This window comes from Variovorax sp. FW301-JW7 (assembly GCF_058788795.1).
The window spans coordinates 229,765-246,833 of sequence record NZ_JBYTBC010000008.1; the positions used below are offsets into that span (position 1 = coordinate 229,765).

Genomic DNA, 17,069 nt, shown 5'->3' on the forward strand with positions numbered 1-17,069 from the left:
CATGAGCGCATGTTGCAAGACAGTATCAATCGTCTTTTTCAGCGTTGCGTCGGCGCAGTTCGCGCAGCTTTTCGCCGATGCGTATTTCGAGCCCGCGTTCGACCGGTTCGTAGAAAACCTGGCCTTCCAGCCCTTCGGGCAGGTAGCGCTCGCCGGCGGCAAAACCGCCCTCCTCGTCGTGCGCGTAGCGGTAGCCCTTGCCGTAGTCGAGCTCCTTCATGAGCTTGGTCGGCGCATTGCGCAGGTGCATCGGGACCGGGCGCGTGCTGTCCTTCTTCACCAGCGCGCGCACCGCGTTGTAGGCCTTGTAAACCGCGTTCGACTTGGGCGCGATGGCCAGGTAGACCACGCATTCGGCCAGCGCCAGCTCGCCTTCGGGGGTACCCAGGCGCTCGTAGACCTCGGCCGCATCGAGCGCCAGGCGCAGCGCCCGCGGGTCGGCCAGGCCGATGTCTTCGCTGGCCATGCGCACGAGACGGCGCGCCATGTAGCGCGGGTCGGCGCCGCCGTCGAGCATGCGCACGAACCAATACAGGGCAGCATCGGGGTCGCTGCCGCGCACCGATTTGTGCAGCGCGCTGATGGTGTCGTAGAACTGTTCGCCGCCCTTGTCGTAGCGGCGCATGCGCTCGCCGAGCACGCGCAGCAGCCACTCGTCGGTGATGTTCGTGAGCTTTTCGGCGCCGGCGGCAACCGCCAGCGTCTCGAGCGTGTTGAGCAGGCGGCGCGCGTCGCCGTCCGCGTAGGCCACCAGGCGGTCGATGGCCGCCTCGTCGATGGCCGGAACCGCCTGGATCGCCTGCGCCTTGGCGACGATCTGCTTCAGGTCGCCTTCGTTGAGCGACTGCAGCACGTACACCGCCGCCCGCGACAGCAAGGCCGAATTGACTTCGAACGAGGGGTTCTCGGTGGTCGCGCCGATGAAGGTGAACAGGCCCGACTCGACGTGCGGCAGGAACGCGTCCTGCTGGCTCTTGTTGAAGCGGTGCACCTCGTCCACGAAGACGATCGTGCGCTGCTGCGTGAGCCCGTCGCGCGCCGCCGTGGCCTGCTCGACCGCCTCGCGGATGTCCTTCACGCCGCCCAGCACCGCGCTGATGCTCAGGAACTGCGCGTCGAAGGCGTCGGCCATGAGCCGCGCGATGGTGGTCTTGCCGGTGCCCGGCGGGCCCCAGAGGATGCAGGAGTGCGGCTGGCCCGACTCGAAGGCGATGCGCAGCGACATGCCCGGACCGAGCAGGTGCTGCTGGCCGATCACTTCGCCCAGCGTCTTGGGACGCAGGCGCTCGGCGAGGGGCTGGTGGGAGCGCGTGGCCAAACCGGAACTACCGTCTCGCTGTGTGTGATTACTGCTTGAGCACGTCCGCGCCCGCAGGCGCCTTGAACTCGAAAGTGCTCGCAGGCAAGGCCGGGTTCACCTCGACCTTGCTGAACTTGAGCATCGAGCGCTGGCCGAAGCTGTCCAGGATTTCGAGGGCCGCCAGCGCGTCACCCTGGAAGCCGACCATCACGCTCTGCAGCTGGCCGTCCTTGTTCTTCGGCGTGGCCTTGACCCACTGCAGGCCGTCACGCTCGGGCGCGGCTTCCAGCGCGAAATCGGCCTGCAGGGCGCGCAGGTCGGCCGCGGAGGCAATCAGCGCCGCGGGCGTCGAGCCCAGCGCCTGCGCCTGGGTGCGCTGCGTGACCTGATTCAGGTCGGCGTCGTACAGCCACAGCGTCTTGCCGTCGGCCACGATGCTTTGCGCAAAAGGCTTGCGATAGTCGAACTTGAATTTGCCGGGGCGATGGAATTCGAAGGTGCCAGTCGACGTCTTGACGCGGCCCGGCTGGCCCTCGCGCGGCGGGGCCGTCACGGTCTGGGTGAACTCGGCGCGGCCGGATTTGACGGTCTTCACGAAGGCTTCGAGGCTCTCGAGCCCGTCGGCCCAGGCACTGCCGGCCACCGTGCAGAACAGGCCGGCCAACAGCCAGAGGCGGGTTTTCTTCATGGGAGGTTCCTCGGAAAAACGTTGCTGCGATGTCCTTCGACACTACCCGCAGCAGATGCCGGCATCTGTAGGCTTTGATGAAGATTTGCAGCAGCACCGGTGCGCGTTTGCAAATTGCCTCTCAGCACGTAACCGGCCCTGCAGCGGTGATCGTCGGTGGCGCGTCGGCGGTTCACTCCGCCTGGCGCGCGGGCACGAGGATCTCGCGCTGGCCGCTGCCGCTCATGGCGCTCACGAGGCCGGCTTTTTCCATGTCCTCGACCAGGCGCGCAGCGCGGTTGTAGCCGATCTTCAGGTGGCGCTGCACCAGCGAGATGCTGGCCTTGCGGTTCTTGAGCACGACCTCGACCGCCTGGTCGTACATCGGGTCTTTTTCGCCGTCGCCGCTACCGAGCAGGTCGCCGTCACCGTCGCCATCGACCGTGCCGCCTTCGAGCACGCCCTCGATGTAGTCGGGCTCGCCCTGGCTCTTGAGGTAGGCCACCACGCGGTGGACTTCCTCGTCGCTCACGAAGGCACCGTGCACGCGGATCGGGAGGCCCGTGCCGCTGGCCATGTAGAGCATGTCGCCCATGCCCAGCAGCGCCTCGGCGCCCATCTGGTCGAGGATGGTGCGGCTGTCGATCTTGGAGCCCACCGAGAACGCGATGCGCGTCGGGATGTTGGCCTTGATGAGGCCGGTGATCACGTCCACGCTGGGGCGCTGCGTGGCCAGGATCAGGTGGATGCCGGCGGCGCGGGCCTTTTGCGCCAGGCGGGCAATCAGCTCTTCGATCTTCTTGCCGACCACCATCATCAGGTCGGCCAGTTCGTCGATGACGACCACGATGTGCGGCTCGCGGCGCAGCGGTTCGGGATCGTCGGGCGTGAGGCTGAAGGGGTTGTAGATGAACTCCTCGCGCGCCTTGGCTTCGTCGATCTTGGTGTTGTAGCCGGCCAGGTTGCGCACGCCGAGCTTGCTCATGAGTTTGTAGCGGCGCTCCATCTCGGCCACGCACCAGTTCAGGCCGTGCGCGGCCTGGCGCATGTCGGTGACCACGGGCGCCAGCAGGTGCGGGATGCCTTCGTAGACCGACATTTCGAGCATCTTCGGGTCGATCATGAGCAGGCGAACGTCGCGTGCCTCGGCCTTGTAGAGCAGCGACAGGATCATCGCGTTGATACCCACCGACTTGCCCGAGCCGGTGGTACCGGCCACCAGCACGTGCGGCATCTTCGCGAGGTCGGCCACCACGGGGTTGCCGATGATGTCCTTGCCCAGGCCCATCGTGAGCATCGACTTGCCCTCGTTGTAGACCTGCGAGCCCAGGATTTCGCTGAGCTTGATCGACTGGCGCTTGGCGTTCGGCAACTCGAGCGCCATGTAGTTCTTGCCGGGGATCGTCTCGACCACGCGGATCGACACCAGCGAAAGCGAGCGCGCCAAATCTTTGGCGAGGCCGAGGATCTGCGAGCCCTTGACGCCGGTGGCAGGCTCGATTTCGTAGCGCGTGATGACGGGGCCCGGCGAGGCGAGCACCACGCGCACCTCGACGCCGAAGTCCTTGAGCTTCTTCTCGATCATGCGCGAGGTCATCTCGAGCGTGTCGGACGAGACGGTTTCCTGGCGCACCAGCGCGGCGTCGAGCAGGTCGACCTGCGGCAGCTTGCTGTCGGGCAGTTCGTTGAAGAGCGGCTTCTGGCGCTCCTTGACGACGCGGTCGCTGCGGGGGACCTCGGTCATCGCGGGCTCGATCTGCACGGGCGGCGATGCGGGGCGACGCTTGGGCGCGACTTCTTCCTCTTCGTCGTCGAAGCTCGGCTCCTGCGGGCCGGAAGCGTCGCCGAACACGGGTTCCTTGTTGGCACGCGTTTTCTTGACGCGTGGCGCGGGCGCCTGCTCTTCTTCGTCGCCGGCGCGTTCGCGCGCGGCCTGCTTGCCCATGGCAATGTCGGCCGCCATTTCGCGCTTTTCACGGCGCGACTCGAACAGCGAGTACGCACGGGCACCGATGCGCTCGGCGATCAGGCTCCACGAAAAACGGAAGACCAGCGCCGAGCCGATCACGCCGCCGGCGATGGCGACCAGCGCCGAGCCCGTGAAGCCCAGCCAGCGCACGCTCGCCGGCCCCACGAGGTAGCCCAGGGCGCCGCCGCCCGAACCCGGCAGGTGCGATTCGAGCCGGTACAGGCGCGACCACTCGAGCACCGCGCTCGCGCACAGCAGCAGGACGAGGCCGAACCAGAAAGCGAGCCGGCTGCGGTTGAAGCGACCGCGCGGGGGCTGTTGCTCGACCGCCGCCGTCGGTTCACCGCCGCGCAGCCAGCCGGCCAGCGACGAGAGCCACGCGCGCAGACCGGCCGCGAGGCACCACCAGACGGAATAGCCGGCCAGGAAGTAGCTGCCGTCGGCCAGCCAGGCGCCGATGCGGCCGCCCCAGTTCTTGATCTCACCGCCCGTGCCCGAGGTCGACCAGGCGGCATCGGACGGGGTGAAGCTCAGCATCGCCAGCAGCCAGAACAGGAGGGCTGCAAACCCGGCAATCAAGGTGATTTCGTGGGCGAAGCGCAGGGCGCGCAGGCGCACGGGTTGCCCTTCGGCAGCGGAAGAAGAGGAGGACGATTGAAGCGTATGGAGCGAATAGGTCATGAAAAGCACGGCGCCCGGCCCGAAAAAAAACAGGCCGGCCACCCGAACACTACAACAAAAGGCCGTGGACGCCGAAAGCGCCCGGCCTATGGGCTCAGGTCAGCGTAAGGAGCCGGTCCTTGATGATCACCGAGCCGTCTTCCTGGGACTGGACGAAACCGCGCTCTTCCAGGTCCTTCATCACGCGGCTCACCATTTCGCGCGACGCGCCGACCATCTTGGCCAGGTCCTGCCGGGAGATCTTGTCGCGGACCTTGAGGTTGCCCATGCCGTCCTGGCTGGCGAACTCGAGCAGTGCGCGGGCGACGCGGCCGTACACGTCCATCAGCGCCAGCGACTCGATCTTGCGGTCGGCGTGGCGCAGACGCTGCACCAGGCCGCGCATGATGTTGTAGGCCATCGAGGAGTTCTCGGGCAGGCAGCGCGCGAAGGCGTCGCGGCCCAGCATGAGCACGTCGCACTGGATTTCGGTGCGCACGGTGGCCGAATGCGGCTCGTCGTCGATCAGGCTCATCTCGCCGAGATAGTCGCCGGGATGCAGCGTGGCCAGGATCACCTCGCGGCCACGGCTGTCGGCGCTCGTGACGCGGGCGCGGCCGGTCAGGATGATGTACAGCGCATCGGATTTCTTGCCCTGCTCCACGACGACCTCGGCGCGTTTGAAGCGCTTCTTGATGATCGCATCCGCAATGCTTGCGGACTGCGAGGCCGTCAACGACGCGAACAATGGAACGCGCCGAAGCAATTCAAGGTTGGACAGCATCGACATTAATCAATCCCTGAAACAGCGCGCGATGTGATCCTGATGCTGAGCCCATGGATTACTACAATCGCGCGCATTGAAAACACCGTGCACCCGGTGTTGAACCGGGCGGTGATACTCCCCACGTATCGCTACCACCCTGAAAATGTACACGCTGACGCAGCGTCCATCCTAGGTTTTCTACTCATGTCCGCACCCCAACACGCCAAGGTTCTCATTCTGGGCTCCGGCCCGGCCGGCTACACCGCCGCCGTCTACGCCGCACGCGCCAACCTCCAGCCTTTGCTCATCACGGGCATCGCGCAAGGCGGTCAACTCATGACCACGACCGAGGTCGACAACTGGCCGGCCGACGTGCACGGCGTCCAGGGCCCGGAGCTGATGCAGCGCTTTCTCGAGCACGCCGAACGCTTCAAGACGCAGATCGTGTTCGACCACATCAACAAGGTCGACCTGAGCAAGCGCCCGTTCACGCTCACGGGCGACAGCGGCACCTATACCTGCGACTCGCTGATCATCGCCACGGGCGCATCGGCCAAGTACCTGGGCCTGGATTCCGAAGAGAAGTTCATGGGCCGCGGCGTCTCGGCCTGCGCAACCTGCGACGGCTTTTTCTACCGCGAGCAGGAAGTCTGCGTGATCGGCGGCGGCAACACGGCCGTCGAGGAAGCGCTGTACCTCTCCAACATTGCCAACAAGGTGACGCTGGTGCATCGCCGCGACAAGTTCCGCGCCGAGCCCATCCTGATCGACAAGGTCATGGAAAAAGTGGCCGAAGGCAAGATCGTGCTGAAGCTGCACAACCAGCTTGACGAAGTGCTCGGTGACGGCACGGGCGTGACAGGCATCCGCATCAAGAACACGCAGACCGGCGCCACCGAAGAGATCACGCTCAAGGGCTGCTTCATCGCGATCGGCCACCACCCGAACACCGACATCTTCCAGGGCCAGCTGGAAATGAAGGACAACTACATCCTGACCCGCTCGGGCCTGAAGGGCTTCGCGACGATGACCAGCGTGCCCGGCGTGTTCGCGGCCGGCGACGTGCAGGACAACATCTACCGCCAAGCCATCACGAGCGCCGGCACGGGCTGCATGGCCGCCCTCGACGCACAGCGCTTCCTCGAGGAGCACTGAGGCCTTTCCCGCGGGACGGGGCACCGTCCTGCAGGGCCTGGCTTCCCGCATCTGCGGCACGGCCAGCCCAGCCGGGCCTGAAAGGGCTATAATCCGAGGCTTTGCCGAAACAGGGCCTACCCCCCACCGGGAGTCGGGTTGCGGCAAATCCGGGGTACCGCCACCCGTTTCTGGCGAGGTCAAGCTGCAAAACACCCTGCAATCGCCACGATTGCGCCGGTGCCAGCTGTTCAAGAAAGAGTGTCCACATGGCACGCGTATGCGACGTAACGGGCAAAGGCCCGATGGTCGGAAACAACGTTTCCCACGCCAACAACAAAACCAAGCGCCGGTTCCTGCCGAACCTGCAATACCGCCGTTTCTGGGTCGAGACCGAAAACCGCTGGGTTCGCCTGCGCGTTTCGAGCGCTGCACTGCGCCTGATCGACAAGAACGGTATCGATGCCGTGCTCGCAGACCTGCGTGCCCGCGGCCAAGCTTAAGGAGCTGAATCATGGCAACGAGCAAAGGCGGACGCGAAAAGATCAAGCTGGAATCCACCGCGGGTACCGGCCACTTCTACACGACGAGCAAGAACAAGAAGACGATGCCTGAAAAGATGTCGATCATGAAGTTCGACCCCAAGGCGCGCAAGCACGTCGAATACAAGGAAATCAAGCTGAAGTAATTCAGCCTGCTCTCCCCCGAAAAGCCCGCTGCTCACCCAGCGGGTTTTTTATTGCCCGTCGTTTTGCAAAAGCAGAAAAGACAGGCACAAAAAAGCCGACCCTCAGGTCGGCTTTTTTTATTGAGCGAGAGCAGCCAGCGCGGGATGCGCCGGCCCTTTGCTTCGTCAGGCGCGTGCGGCGCGCAGGCGGGTCGAGAACTCGCGCAGGCCGGCGATGCCGCTGGCTTCCGCACGGTGGCACCAGGCCGCCAGATCGGCCGCCAGCTGCTCGCGCGACTGCGAGGTGTTCAGCCAGAGCTGACGCAGCTCTTCGCGCATCGTGACCATCTTGTCGAGCACCGGGTGCGCGGCACGGGCCTGCACCAGATGGGTGCGCGCCGAGGCGGGCACCTTGTCGTCGTCGCGATGCAGCCAGCGCTTGGCCGCCTTGAGCACCGAGAGGTCGGCGCCCTTGGCCTTCAGCACGTCGATTTCTTCGCTGGTGGCACGGCGCATTTCGCGGGCGTAGCCGGCCATCACTTCGTAGCGGTTGGCAATGACAGCCTCGAGCGTCTTCTCGTTGGCCACGGGCTGGATGTCGCCCATCTGCATCTTCGGCGGCACCTTCTTGACCTTGGCCCAGCCGAGCTTCTGGAACACCTGGATGTAGACCCAGCCGATGTCGAACTCGTACTTCTTGACCGAGAACTTGGCCGAGGTCGGGTACGTGTGGTGGTTGTTGTGCAGCTCTTCGCCACCGATGATCAGGCCCCAGGGCATGATGTTGCGGCTGGCGTCGGACGCCTCGAAGTTGCGGTAGCCCCAGTAGTGGCCGATGCCGTTGATGATGCCGGCGGCGGTGATCGGGATCCAGAGCATCTGGACCGCCCACACGGTCAGGCCGAGCGCGCCGAACAGCGCCAGGTTGATCACCAGCATCAGGCCCACGCCTTGCCAGCTGTAGCGCGTGTACAGGTTGCGCTCGATCCAGTCATCGGGCGTGCCGTGACCGTAACGCTCCATCGTTTCCTTGTTTTTCGATTCCTTGCGGTACAGCTCGGCGCCGCGCCAGAAGACTTCGTCGATGCCCTTGACCTGCGGGCTGTGCGGGTCGTCGGCGGTTTCGCACTTCGCGTGGTGCTTGCGGTGGATGGCGACCCACTCCTTCGTCACCATGCCGGTGCCGAGCCAGAGCCAGAAACGGAAGAAGTGCGAGGGGATCGGACCGAGGTCCATCGCCTTGTGCGTCTGCGTGCGATGCAGAAAGATCGTGACCGCTGCGATGGTGATGTGCGTGGTGACGAGCGTGTACAGCACGACCTGCCACCAGGCAATGTCCCACAGGCCGTGTCCGAGCCATTGGATGACCGCGTTCAGAACGGCGGAGTCAGGAAGCATCATTGAGTCAGGTACTCCATGGCCACACGAAGGTGCAGCCTTCAGGTAAGTAACCCGCGATTTTAGGATGTCAGGGCCAAAACGAGGCCTTTTGTCCTTCTGTCACACCGCAGATTTACCCTAGTTTGGAGCCCCGTCCCTATTTACGGTTCCACACGGCGGCAAAAAAGCCGTCGGTGGCGTGGCGATGAGGCCACAGGCGCAGGTAGCGGCGGCCGTCTTCCCCGCCCGCGCAGAGCGCCTCGGCGCCCTCCACCTTGAGGCTTTGCAGCAATTCCGCCGCGTCCATGGGCTCGAAATCGGGGTTCGCGGCGGCAAAAGCCTCCGCGATGGCCTCGTTTTCCTCCGGGAGCACGCTGCAGGTGGCGTACACCAGCCGGCCGCCCGACTTCACGAGCCGGGCCGCGCTTTGCAGGATGGCCGTCTGCTTGGCCGTCAGCTCGGCCACCGACTTGGCCGATTGCCGCCATTTGAGGTCAGGGTTGCGGCGCAGCGTGCCGAGCCCCGAACAGGGCGCGTCGACCAGCACGCGGTCGATCTTGCCGGCCAGGCGCTTGATCCGGTCGTCGCGCTCGTGGGCGATCGCGGCCGGGTGCACGTTCGAGAGCTTGCTGCGCGCCAGCCGCGGCTTGAGCGCGTCGAGGCGGTGGGCCGAAGTGTCGAAGGCGTAGAGCCGGCCGGTGTTGCGCATGGTCGCGCCGATGGCCAGGGTCTTGCCGCCCGCACCGGCGCAGAAATCGACCACCATTTCGCCGCGCTTGGCGTCCAGCAGCAGCGCCAGCAGCTGCGAGCCTTCGTCCTGCACCTCGATGGCGCCGCGCACGAACGCATCGAGCTTGGTCAGCGCAGGCTTGCCGTCGATGCGCAGGCCCCAGGGCGAGAACGGCGTCACTTCCGATTTGATAGCAGCCTTCGCAAGCTCCGCCTTCACTTCAGCCCGCTTGTCCGTAAACGCATTGACGCGCAGATCGAGCGGCGCCGGCTGCTGCAGGCTCTCGACCATCGGCCAGAAGCCGTCGCCCAGCTGCGCCTTGAGCGGCGTGACCAGCCATTCGGGCAGGTTGTGGCGATGGCGCTCGAGCAGGTCGTCGGGCTTGACGGCGTCGCAGTTGTCGAGCCAGCGCTTCTCGGTGTCGTTGAGCGCGCTCTTCAGAAAGTCGCGCGGGCCGTGAAAGCCCAGGATCGCCATGCGACGCTCCTTCGAACCGCTGCCCGAGGGCGACAGGTGATCGAACAGCAGCTTCTTGCGAAGGACGGTGTAGACGGTCTCGGCGAGCGTCGCGCGCTCGCGCGGGCCGAACTCGCGATGGTCGCGGAAAAAGCGCGAAACGACCTGGTCGGCCGGGTGATCGAATTTCAGGACCAGGCCGACCAGATCGGCGGTGGCCTCCAACAGGGCTTTGGGATGCATAGCCCCGATTGTCTCAGCCGGCCGGCCTCGCGGCCGAAACGCCTCAGGCGCCGCGCACCCAGACGGTCCCGAAGGCCCGCCGCTCGATGTCTTCCAGCGTGGGCGAATGCCCCGCCCAGAGCACCAGCGCCGCCCCCGGCAGGGTCAGGGTCTGCTCGAGTTCGCGGCACAGGTGCCAGCGGTCCTCGTCGTCGAGCCCCGGCACTTCGACGAACACGATGTACGCCCGCCGCCATGCGAATTCGCGCAGGTTCTTGCGCACCACCCACAGCCGCGACACGGGCAGGCAGCGCACGATGTCGGCGCGCAGCTCGCCCAGCTCATGGTCGTTCAGGTCGTGGCGCGAAATCTGGCTGAAAAATGGCGTGTCGGTGATCTCTTCCCAGGCGCGCGCCTCGGCCTCCTCCGCCTCCTTGAGCCGTGCGCGCCACAGCTTGAGCCCCTGTTCGTCGTGCGGCCCGGCTTCGGGATCTTCGAGGGACGCGACGGCGTTCTTGGCCGCCCACCAGCGGCTGGCCACGCCCGACTGGTGCAACCGCTCGAGCACCGCCAGGCGCTCGGCGCGCTCGCGCACGGGCAGCATCTGGGCCAGCCCGCGCAGGGCGCCTGGGTGGTCCGGCGCGATCCGCAGCGCGCTTTCGTAGCGCGCGCGCACCGGCGCCGCCGGGTCGAGCCGGCGCTCGGCGTCGGCCCACTCGACCATCTCGTCGGGCGTGTTGCGCTCGCCGCGGGCCGCCAGCACGGCGATGCGCTCGCGGATGCGCGAGCGGTGCGCGTGGTGCTGCTTCCAGTCGGCGGCATGGGCGCGGCGCCAGGCGTTGTCGAAATGCGAGATCCACTTGTGCTTGTCGGCCAGCATGTCGAGCGCGGGCCGCTGCGACCAGGCCGGCAGCGCCGCCTTCTGGTTCAGCGCTTCCAGCCGGTCGCGCAACACCGGGTGGGTGTCGTCCAGATCGCTGACGCGCCGCATCGCCTCGCGCAGCGCCTGGCGTGCGAACTCCTCGCTCGGCGGCGTGCGGGCGCGCTGTCGCAGCGCGGCGAACGGGCCGGGCGGCAGCGGCTCGCGCTCGGCGCGCGCCCAGTGCCAGGGCCAGAACTCACTGGCGTACCAGTTGCCCTTGATGGCCACCTCGGTGAGCGCGGCGGCAGCCACCGCGGTGCCGAGCAGCCGGCCCGAGATGCGGTCGGCCTCGTACTCGTCCTGGCGGGCCAGTGCGAAGGTCTTGGCGGCAAAGCGCGGAAAGTACCAGCGGAAGAACGCCTGCGACACCAGCGCCATCACGCCCTCGTCGCGCTGCAGGCTGGCATCGAGCCGCAGCCACGACAGCCGCGTGCGGTAGATCCATGCGCTCAGCCGGCCATGGTTGCCGCGCAGGTGCCCGTATTCGTGGGCCAGCACCGACAGCAGGCGCTGCCGGTCCAGCATCATCAGCAGCGGCAGGCCGATGCTCAGTGAGTTGAGCGCGCCGCCGAACAGGCCGAAGCGCGGCACCTGGCTGATGCTGGCGTTGAAGTTGTCGTCCAGGTAGACGCGGTGCACCGGCGGTCCCTTGATGCGCTCGCGGATGCGGTCCAGCGCCTCGAACAGCCCGGGCGCGTCGGCGCGCGTGAGCGGCTCGCCGTCGGGCTCGTCGAAATGCACCCAGAGCGCGCGCAGGGTCGCCCAGAACAGGCCCAGCGCAAACACGAGCAGCCAGCCGCGGGTGAAGTTGAAGCGCCCGTCGGCCACCGAGACGACCACCCAGGCCACAATGCCCACCGCCAGCCCGAGGCAGGCCAGCACCCAGAGATAGCCGAGCGCGGCAAACGCCGCGACGCCACGCCGGTAGCGCGCGCTGTCGTCCGCACTCGCGTGCTCGCTCAGGCGAACCAGGTGAACAAAATCCGCACGGTCCATCCGACTCCCGTCAAATACGTATCCGACAGTTGTTATTCGAAGAAAGAAGTGCCCCGTTGAACGACGAAGACCTCCCTCCCCTGATCGAAACGCCCCCCGGTCGCTACCGCCACTACAAAGGCGGCGAGTACGACGTGATCGGCACCGTCCGCCACAGCGAAACGCTGGAGCCGATGACGCTGTACCGCGCCCTCTACGGTGCCCGCGGCCTGTGGGTCCGGCCCGCCGCGATGTTCGAAGAAACCATCGAGATCGACGGCCGGCCGCAACGCCGCTTCACCCCGATCGACGCTCAGCCGCAGTGAACTTCCTTGACGCGTCCGCGCGCGTCGACGCTGATGTTCAGCCGTCCGGGGTTGAGTTCCATCGTGACCGCCTGGTTCGGCTTGAGCACCCGCGCCGTGCCGGCGCCGGCACGTGCGCGCGCGGCGGCTTCAAGCTGAGGCGTCACCTGCTGGCCCACGGCAAAGCGGGCGCCCTCGGCGTTGCACTGAAAGACGGGTTCGGCCGGCGCGGCGGGCGCGGGCGCAGCGGCGGCGCCCGGTGCGGGCGCGGGGGCCGGCGCAGCGCAGGCGGCCAGCAGGGCCGCGGTGGCCAACGTCAGCAGTAGCGATTGGGTTTTCAAAGTTCTGTGCTCCCGAAAACCCAGCAATATAAACAACTTTAAGCTTTGTGACTCAATGTATCCAAAAGCCATCCAGCGATGGCGCGCGGGTACAGCAGGTGCTCCTGGGACAGCACCCGGGCGGCCAGCGTGGCGGCCGTGTCGTCCGGCAGCACCGGCACCACGGCCTGCGCCAGGATCGGTCCGTGGTCGAGCTCCGCCGTGACCTGGTGCACCGTCACCCCCGCCACCTTGCAGCCCGCCTCGATGGCGCGCTGGTGCGTGTGCAACCCCGGAAAGGCCGGCAGCAACGAGGGGTGGATGTTCACCAGCCGCCCCGCGTAGCGCGCCACGAAGCCCGGCGTCAGGATGCGCATGAAGCCCGCCAGCACCACCAGCGCCGGCGCATGGGCATCGACCGCCTCGGCCAGCGCCGCGTCGAAGGCCTCGCGGCTGTCGAAGGCCTGGTGCGGCACCACGGCGGTCGCGATGCCGTGCGATGCGGCCAGCGCCAGCCCGCCAGCCTCCGCCTTGTTGCTGATGACGGCGGCGATGCGCGCGCCGAAGCGCTCGGCCCAGCGGTCGCGCTCGGCGGCGCGCACGATGGCCGCCATGTTCGAGCCGCCGCCGGAGATCAGGATCACGATGTTCTTCATGGGAGGCCGGGATTATCCGTGCCCCGCCAACACCCCGATCCACCTCCCGTCGACCCGTGCGCCGGCGGGCTTGTCGCGACGCGGACACCGGATCGCAGCACGACCGTGCTAAAACTCGCAGTTCCGGAGACACCCCGCGTCTGCGGTGGACCGATCAACACAGCGAGGCACGCATGGATTTGAGCTTCACACCCGAAGAACAGAAGTTCCGCGAAGAAGTTCGCGCATGGGTCAAGGACAACCTCCCCCAGGAGATTTCGCACAAGGTGCACAACGCGCTCGAACTGACGCGCGACGATCTGCAAGGCTGGGCCAAGATCCTCGGCAAGAAGGGCTGGCTGGGCTACGGCTGGCCCAAGGAGTTCGGCGGCCCCGGCTGGACCGCCGTGCAGCGCCACCTGTTCGAGGAAGAAACCGCATTGGCCGGCGCGCCGCGCATCATCCCCTTCGGCCCCGTCATGGTGGCCCCGGTGATCATGGCCTTCGGCAACGCCGAGCAGCAAAAGCGCTTTCTCCCCGGCATCGCCAGCGGCGAAGTCTGGTGGAGCCAGGGCTACAGCGAACCCGGCTCGGGTTCCGACCTGGCCTCGGTCAAGACCAAGGCCGAGCGCAAGGGTGACAAGTACATCGTCAACGGCCAGAAGACCTGGACCACGCTCGGCCAGCACGGCGACTGGATGTTCAACCTCGTGCGCACCAGCAACGAAGGCAAGCCCCAGACCGGCATCAGCTTCCTGCTGCTGGACATGAAGTCGCCCGGCGTCACCGTGCGCCCGATCAAACTGATCGACGGCGGCGTCGAGGTGAACGAGGTGTTCTTCGACAACGTCGAAGTGCCCGCCGAGAACCTGATCGGCGAAGAGAACAAGGGCTGGACCTACGCCAAGCACCTGCTCTCGCACGAGCGCACCAACATCGCCGACGTGAACCGCGCCAAGCGCGAACTCGAGCGCTTGAAGCGCATCGCCAAGAGCGAAGGCGTGTACGACGACCTGCGCTTCCGCGACGAGATCGCCAAGCTCGAAGTCGACATCGTCGCCCTCGAGATGATGGTGCTGCGCGTGCTCTCCGCCGCCACCTCGGGCAAGAACTCGCTGGACGTGGCCGGCCTGCTCAAGATCCGCGGCAGCGAGATCCAGCAGCGCTACGCCGAACTGATGATGCTGGCCGGCGGCCCCTATTCGCTGCCGCTGATCCGCGAAGCCATGGAAGCTGGCTGGCAAGGCAACTTCCCCGGCGGCAACCCGGCGCTGGCACCGCTGGCATCGACCTTCTTCAACATGCGCAAGACCACGATCTACGGCGGCTCGAACGAAGTCCAGCGCAACATCGTGGCGCAAACCGTCCTGGGCTGAGGAGACACCAACATGGATTTCAATTTTTCGGAAGACCAGGACCAGCTGCGCGACGCCGTTCGCAAGTGGGTCGACAAGGGCTATGACTTCGAGCGCCGTCGCGGCATCGAGGCCAAGGGCGGCTTCTCGCGCGAGGCCTGGGACGAACTGGCCGAGCTCGGCCTGGGCGGCCTGTACATCAGCGAAGACGACGGCGGCCTGGGCATGGGCCCGGTGGCCGGCATGGTCGTGATGGAAGAACTGGGCCGCGGCATCGTGCTGGAGCCCTTCGCGCAGACGCTGATCGCCGGCGCCGTGCTCGGCGGCTACGCCGACGCGGCCACCAAGGAAAACTGGCTGCCGCGCATCGCCGGCGGCCAGGCCCTCGTGGTGCTGGCCTACCAGGAGCGCAAGGCACGCTACCGCCTCGACGTGTGCGAGGCCACGGCCGTCAAGTCGGGCAACGGCTACTCGCTGACCGGCGCCAAGAGCGTGGTGCCCGTGGGCGACGAAGCCGATGCCTTCATCGTGCCCGCCAAGGTCGACGGCAAGATCGCCCTCTTCCTGGTCGAGCGCAGCGCCAGCGGCGTCGAAGCCCGCGGCTACGGCACGCAGGACGGCGGCCGCGCGGCCGAAGTCGTGTTCGACAAGGCCGACGCCACGCTGGTCACGGCCGACGGCCTGGCCGCGCTCGAATACGCGGTGGATGTCGGCATTGCCGCCACCTGCGCCGAAGCGGTCGGCGTGCTCGACAAGACGCTCGACGTCACCATCGACTACATGAACCAGCGCAAGCAGTTCGGCGTGGTCATCTCCAGCTTCCAGGCGCTGCGCCACCGCGTCGCCGACATGAAGATGCAGCTGGAACTGGCACGCTCGATGAGCTACTACGCGACGCTCAAGCTCAACGCCCCGGCGGACGAGCGCCGCCAGGCGCTGGCCCGCGCCAAGTACCAGCTGGGCACGTCGATGCGCTACGTGGCCGCGAACTCGGTGCAGCTGCATGGCGGCATCGGCGTGACCGACGAATACATCGGCAGCCACTACTTCCGCAAGCTCACGCAGCTCGAGCTCACCTTCGGCGACACCCTGCACCACCTGGGCGAAGTGTCGGCACGCATGCAGGACACCGCCGGCGTCTTCGCCTGACGGCTGTTTGTCGATAGCATCCAACGCCCGCCCGCCTTGCGCCGGCGGGCGTTTTCACTTGTGGGGCCCCAGCCCCCAGCCAGGAGAGAGACAGACATGCCTTCCCGCCGCACCCTGCTTGCCTTGGCCCTTGCCGGAAGCACCGCTGTCACCTGGCTGACCGGCTGCGCCACCTCCGCGCCCTCTTCCACCGAACGCCCGCCCATCGTCTTCATGCACGGCAACGGCGACTCGGCCGCGCTGTGGCAGACCACGATCTGGCGCTTCGAATCGAACGGCTGGCCGCGCGAGCGGCTCTTCGCTGTCGACCAGCCCAATCCCCTGGCCCGCGACGACGATGGCGTGGCCCAGCCGGGGCGCAGTTCCACCGCCGAATCGGCCGCGTTCCTGCGCGCCGAGGTCGAGAAGGTGCTGAAGGCCACGGGCGCGCCCAAGGTCGTGCTCATCGGCAATTCGCGCGGCGGCAACACCATCCGCAACTACGTGCAGAACGGCGGCGGCGCGGCCGTGGTGAGCCACGTGGTGCTGGGCGGCAACCCCGCGCACGGCATCTGGAAGGTGAAGGGCCTGCGCGAGAACAACGAGTTCTCGGGGCTCTCGGCCTTCATGCAGCAGCTCAATGCGCCCAAGGGACCCAACGGCGACGAGGTCACGCCCGGCGTGCAGTGGCTCACGCTGCGCTCGGACACCAACGACAAGTACGCCCAGCCCGACGGCCTGTGGATCGGCGCGCCGGGCCAGCCGACGAACATCGGCTTCGACGGGCCTGCGCTCAAGGGCGCCACCAACCTCGTGCTGCCGCGCGTGGACCACCGCGAGACCTCGTTTTCGCCCTCTGCCTTCGCGGCGACCTGGCGCTTCCTGACCGGCCAGGCGCCGGCCAGCACGGCGGTGGCGCCGGAATCGAAGGTCGTGCTCGACGGCCGCGCGACCGGCGCGGACAACCTGGCGCTGGCGGGCGCGCGCGTCACGGTCTTTGCCGTCGACCCGGCCTCGGGCGCGCGGCGTGGCGAGGCGGCGCACCAGCAGACGGTCGGCGCCGACGGTCGCTGGGGCCCGTTCAGCGCGCAGCCCACGGCACGCTACGAGTTCGTCCTCGACGTGCCCGGCCAGGGCACCACGCACATCTACCGCAGCCCGTTCGTGCGCAGCAGCGGCGTCGTCAACCTGCGGACCGAGCGCCTGGCGCCGGCCGAGAGCGGCGCGGGCGCGGTGGTCGTCTTCACGCGCCCGCGCGGCTACTTCGATGCGCAGCGCGACACGATGAACTTCGACGGCCAGAGCCCGCCGCCCGGCGTGCCGGCCCAGGGCGCGGGGCAGTCGAGCTCGCGGCTGCGCATTGCGGCCGGCGCGCCGCAGCGCACGGTCAGTGCCGAGTTCAACGGCGAGCGCCTCACCGGCCAGAGCTGGCCCGCCGCGCAAGGGCACACGACGGTGCTCGAGCTGACGTACTGAAC

At 67.1% G+C, this 17,069-nt stretch carries 16 protein-coding genes; 7 read left to right on the forward strand and 9 right to left on the reverse strand.

Translation table 11 applies throughout. From position 1 onward, the window contains the following. Positions 1 to 25 precede the first annotated feature (25 nt). The 4 genes from AC3WQM_RS22190 to AC3WQM_RS22205 all read right to left on the reverse strand — a co-directional run bounded on the left by AC3WQM_RS22190 (position 26) and on the right by AC3WQM_RS22205 (position 5,386). Positions 26 to 1,318 (reverse strand): replication-associated recombination protein A, encoded by a 1,293-nt coding sequence (locus tag AC3WQM_RS22190; RefSeq protein WP_492681732.1) that lies wholly within the window; start codon positions 1,316 to 1,318, stop codon positions 26 to 28. Between the two features lie 28 nt (positions 1,319 to 1,346). Beyond that, positions 1,347 to 1,988, reverse strand: coding sequence for an outer membrane lipoprotein periplasmic chaperone LolA (gene lolA / locus AC3WQM_RS22195; RefSeq protein WP_101493173.1), 642 nt, complete (start codon positions 1,986 to 1,988; stop codon positions 1,347 to 1,349). Between the two features lie 172 nt (positions 1,989 to 2,160). Further along, positions 2,161 to 4,617 carry a DNA translocase FtsK gene (locus AC3WQM_RS22200; protein WP_489057847.1) on the reverse strand — a complete coding sequence of 819 codons (2,457 nt, stop codon included), beginning with the start codon at positions 4,615 to 4,617 and terminating at the stop codon, positions 2,161 to 2,163. 94 nt (positions 4,618 to 4,711) lie between these two features. Further along, positions 4,712 to 5,386 (reverse strand): Crp/Fnr family transcriptional regulator, encoded by a 675-nt coding sequence (locus tag AC3WQM_RS22205; RefSeq protein ID WP_062481025.1) that lies wholly within the window; start codon positions 5,384 to 5,386, stop codon positions 4,712 to 4,714. Between the two features lie 180 nt (positions 5,387 to 5,566). Here AC3WQM_RS22205 and trxB point away from each other — a divergent pair, with 180 nt between their 5' ends. From trxB to rpmG, 3 genes are all read left to right on the forward strand, one after another. Beyond that, positions 5,567 to 6,517, forward strand: coding sequence for a thioredoxin-disulfide reductase (gene trxB / locus AC3WQM_RS22210; RefSeq protein ID WP_062481027.1), 951 nt, complete (start codon positions 5,567 to 5,569; stop codon positions 6,515 to 6,517). 248 nt (positions 6,518 to 6,765) lie between these two features. After that, positions 6,766 to 6,999, forward strand: a complete 234-nt coding sequence (rpmB, locus tag AC3WQM_RS22215) for a 50S ribosomal protein L28 (protein ID WP_007830293.1) — start codon at positions 6,766 to 6,768, stop codon at positions 6,997 to 6,999. An 11-nt stretch (positions 7,000 to 7,010) separates the two neighbouring features. Continuing rightward, positions 7,011 to 7,184: a 50S ribosomal protein L33 gene (gene rpmG / locus AC3WQM_RS22220; RefSeq protein WP_007830291.1), complete on the forward strand. Its 174-nt coding sequence runs from the start codon at positions 7,011 to 7,013 to the stop codon at positions 7,182 to 7,184. Positions 7,185 to 7,349: 165 nt separating this feature from the next. Here the strand turns inward: rpmG and AC3WQM_RS22225 are convergent, their stop codons facing one another. The 3 genes from AC3WQM_RS22225 to AC3WQM_RS22235 form a co-directional block, all read right to left on the reverse strand. Beyond that, on the reverse strand, positions 7,350 to 8,564 hold the full coding sequence (locus AC3WQM_RS22225; protein WP_070062144.1) for a DesA family fatty acid desaturase: 1,215 nt from the start codon (positions 8,562 to 8,564) through the stop codon (positions 7,350 to 7,352). A gap of 136 nt (positions 8,565 to 8,700) precedes the next feature. Beyond that, a complete protein-coding gene (locus tag AC3WQM_RS22230) occupies positions 8,701 to 9,972 on the reverse strand; it encodes an RsmB/NOP family class I SAM-dependent RNA methyltransferase (RefSeq protein WP_492681734.1) in 1,272 nt (423 codons plus the stop codon). Between the two features lie 43 nt (positions 9,973 to 10,015). Beyond that, a complete protein-coding gene (locus tag AC3WQM_RS22235) occupies positions 10,016 to 11,869 on the reverse strand; it encodes a M48 family metalloprotease (RefSeq protein ID WP_492681736.1) in 1,854 nt (617 codons plus the stop codon). Positions 11,870 to 11,925: 56 nt separating this feature from the next. Between AC3WQM_RS22235 and AC3WQM_RS22240 the strand changes: the two genes are divergently transcribed. After that, positions 11,926 to 12,174, forward strand: a complete 249-nt coding sequence (locus tag AC3WQM_RS22240; RefSeq protein WP_062483076.1) for a DUF1653 domain-containing protein — start codon at positions 11,926 to 11,928, stop codon at positions 12,172 to 12,174. On the opposite strand, the gene AC3WQM_RS22245 is transcribed toward AC3WQM_RS22240, so the two are convergent. Further along, complete coding sequence (locus tag AC3WQM_RS22245) at positions 12,162 to 12,494, reverse strand: I78 family peptidase inhibitor (protein WP_492681738.1); 333 nt, start codon at positions 12,492 to 12,494, stop codon at positions 12,162 to 12,164. The genes AC3WQM_RS22240 and AC3WQM_RS22245 overlap by 13 nt on opposite strands. Before the next feature lie 38 nt (positions 12,495 to 12,532). Next, positions 12,533 to 13,129 (reverse strand): phosphoribosylglycinamide formyltransferase, encoded by a 597-nt coding sequence (gene purN, locus AC3WQM_RS22250; RefSeq protein ID WP_070062139.1) that lies wholly within the window; start codon positions 13,127 to 13,129, stop codon positions 12,533 to 12,535. A gap of 173 nt (positions 13,130 to 13,302) precedes the next feature. On the opposite strand from purN, the gene AC3WQM_RS22255 reads away from it, so the two are divergent. The 3 genes from AC3WQM_RS22255 to AC3WQM_RS22265 all read left to right on the forward strand — a co-directional run bounded on the left by AC3WQM_RS22255 (position 13,303) and on the right by AC3WQM_RS22265 (position 17,067). Beyond that, on the forward strand, positions 13,303 to 14,484 hold the full coding sequence (locus tag AC3WQM_RS22255; RefSeq protein WP_062482930.1) for an acyl-CoA dehydrogenase family protein: 1,182 nt from the start codon (positions 13,303 to 13,305) through the stop codon (positions 14,482 to 14,484). A gap of 12 nt (positions 14,485 to 14,496) precedes the next feature. Then, positions 14,497 to 15,612, forward strand: a complete 1,116-nt coding sequence (locus tag AC3WQM_RS22260) for an acyl-CoA dehydrogenase family protein (RefSeq protein ID WP_062482928.1) — start codon at positions 14,497 to 14,499, stop codon at positions 15,610 to 15,612. Positions 15,613 to 15,708: 96 nt separating this feature from the next. Then, positions 15,709 to 17,067 (forward strand): alpha/beta fold hydrolase, encoded by a 1,359-nt coding sequence (locus AC3WQM_RS22265; protein ID WP_492681740.1) that lies wholly within the window; start codon positions 15,709 to 15,711, stop codon positions 17,065 to 17,067. Positions 17,068 to 17,069 lie beyond the last annotated feature (2 nt).

Excerpts from the sequence above, each read along its gene's own strand:
- lolA (WP_101493173.1), bottom strand. The coding sequence starts at position 1,988 with ATGAAGAAAACCCGCCTCTGGCTGTTGGCCGGCCTGTTCTGCACGGTG.
- AC3WQM_RS22200 (WP_489057847.1), bottom strand. The coding sequence starts at position 4,617 with ATGACCTATTCGCTCCATACGCTTCAATCGTCCTCCTCTTCTTCCGCT.
- AC3WQM_RS22205 (WP_062481025.1), bottom strand. The coding sequence starts at position 5,386 with ATGTCGATGCTGTCCAACCTTGAATTGCTTCGGCGCGTTCCATTGTTC.
- trxB (WP_062481027.1), top strand. The coding sequence starts at position 5,567 with ATGTCCGCACCCCAACACGCCAAGGTTCTCATTCTGGGCTCCGGCCCG.
- rpmB (WP_007830293.1), top strand. The coding sequence starts at position 6,766 with ATGGCACGCGTATGCGACGTAACGGGCAAAGGCCCGATGGTCGGAAAC.
- rpmG (WP_007830291.1), top strand. The coding sequence starts at position 7,011 with ATGGCAACGAGCAAAGGCGGACGCGAAAAGATCAAGCTGGAATCCACC.
- AC3WQM_RS22225 (WP_070062144.1), bottom strand. The coding sequence starts at position 8,564 with ATGATGCTTCCTGACTCCGCCGTTCTGAACGCGGTCATCCAATGGCTC.
- AC3WQM_RS22230 (WP_492681734.1), bottom strand. The coding sequence starts at position 9,972 with ATGCATCCCAAAGCCCTGTTGGAGGCCACCGCCGATCTGGTCGGCCTG.
- AC3WQM_RS22235 (WP_492681736.1), bottom strand. The coding sequence starts at position 11,869 with ATGGACCGTGCGGATTTTGTTCACCTGGTTCGCCTGAGCGAGCACGCG.
- purN (WP_070062139.1), bottom strand. The coding sequence starts at position 13,129 with ATGAAGAACATCGTGATCCTGATCTCCGGCGGCGGCTCGAACATGGCG.
- AC3WQM_RS22255 (WP_062482930.1), top strand. The coding sequence starts at position 13,303 with ATGGATTTGAGCTTCACACCCGAAGAACAGAAGTTCCGCGAAGAAGTT.
- AC3WQM_RS22260 (WP_062482928.1), top strand. The coding sequence starts at position 14,497 with ATGGATTTCAATTTTTCGGAAGACCAGGACCAGCTGCGCGACGCCGTT.
- AC3WQM_RS22265 (WP_492681740.1), top strand. The coding sequence starts at position 15,709 with ATGCCTTCCCGCCGCACCCTGCTTGCCTTGGCCCTTGCCGGAAGCACC.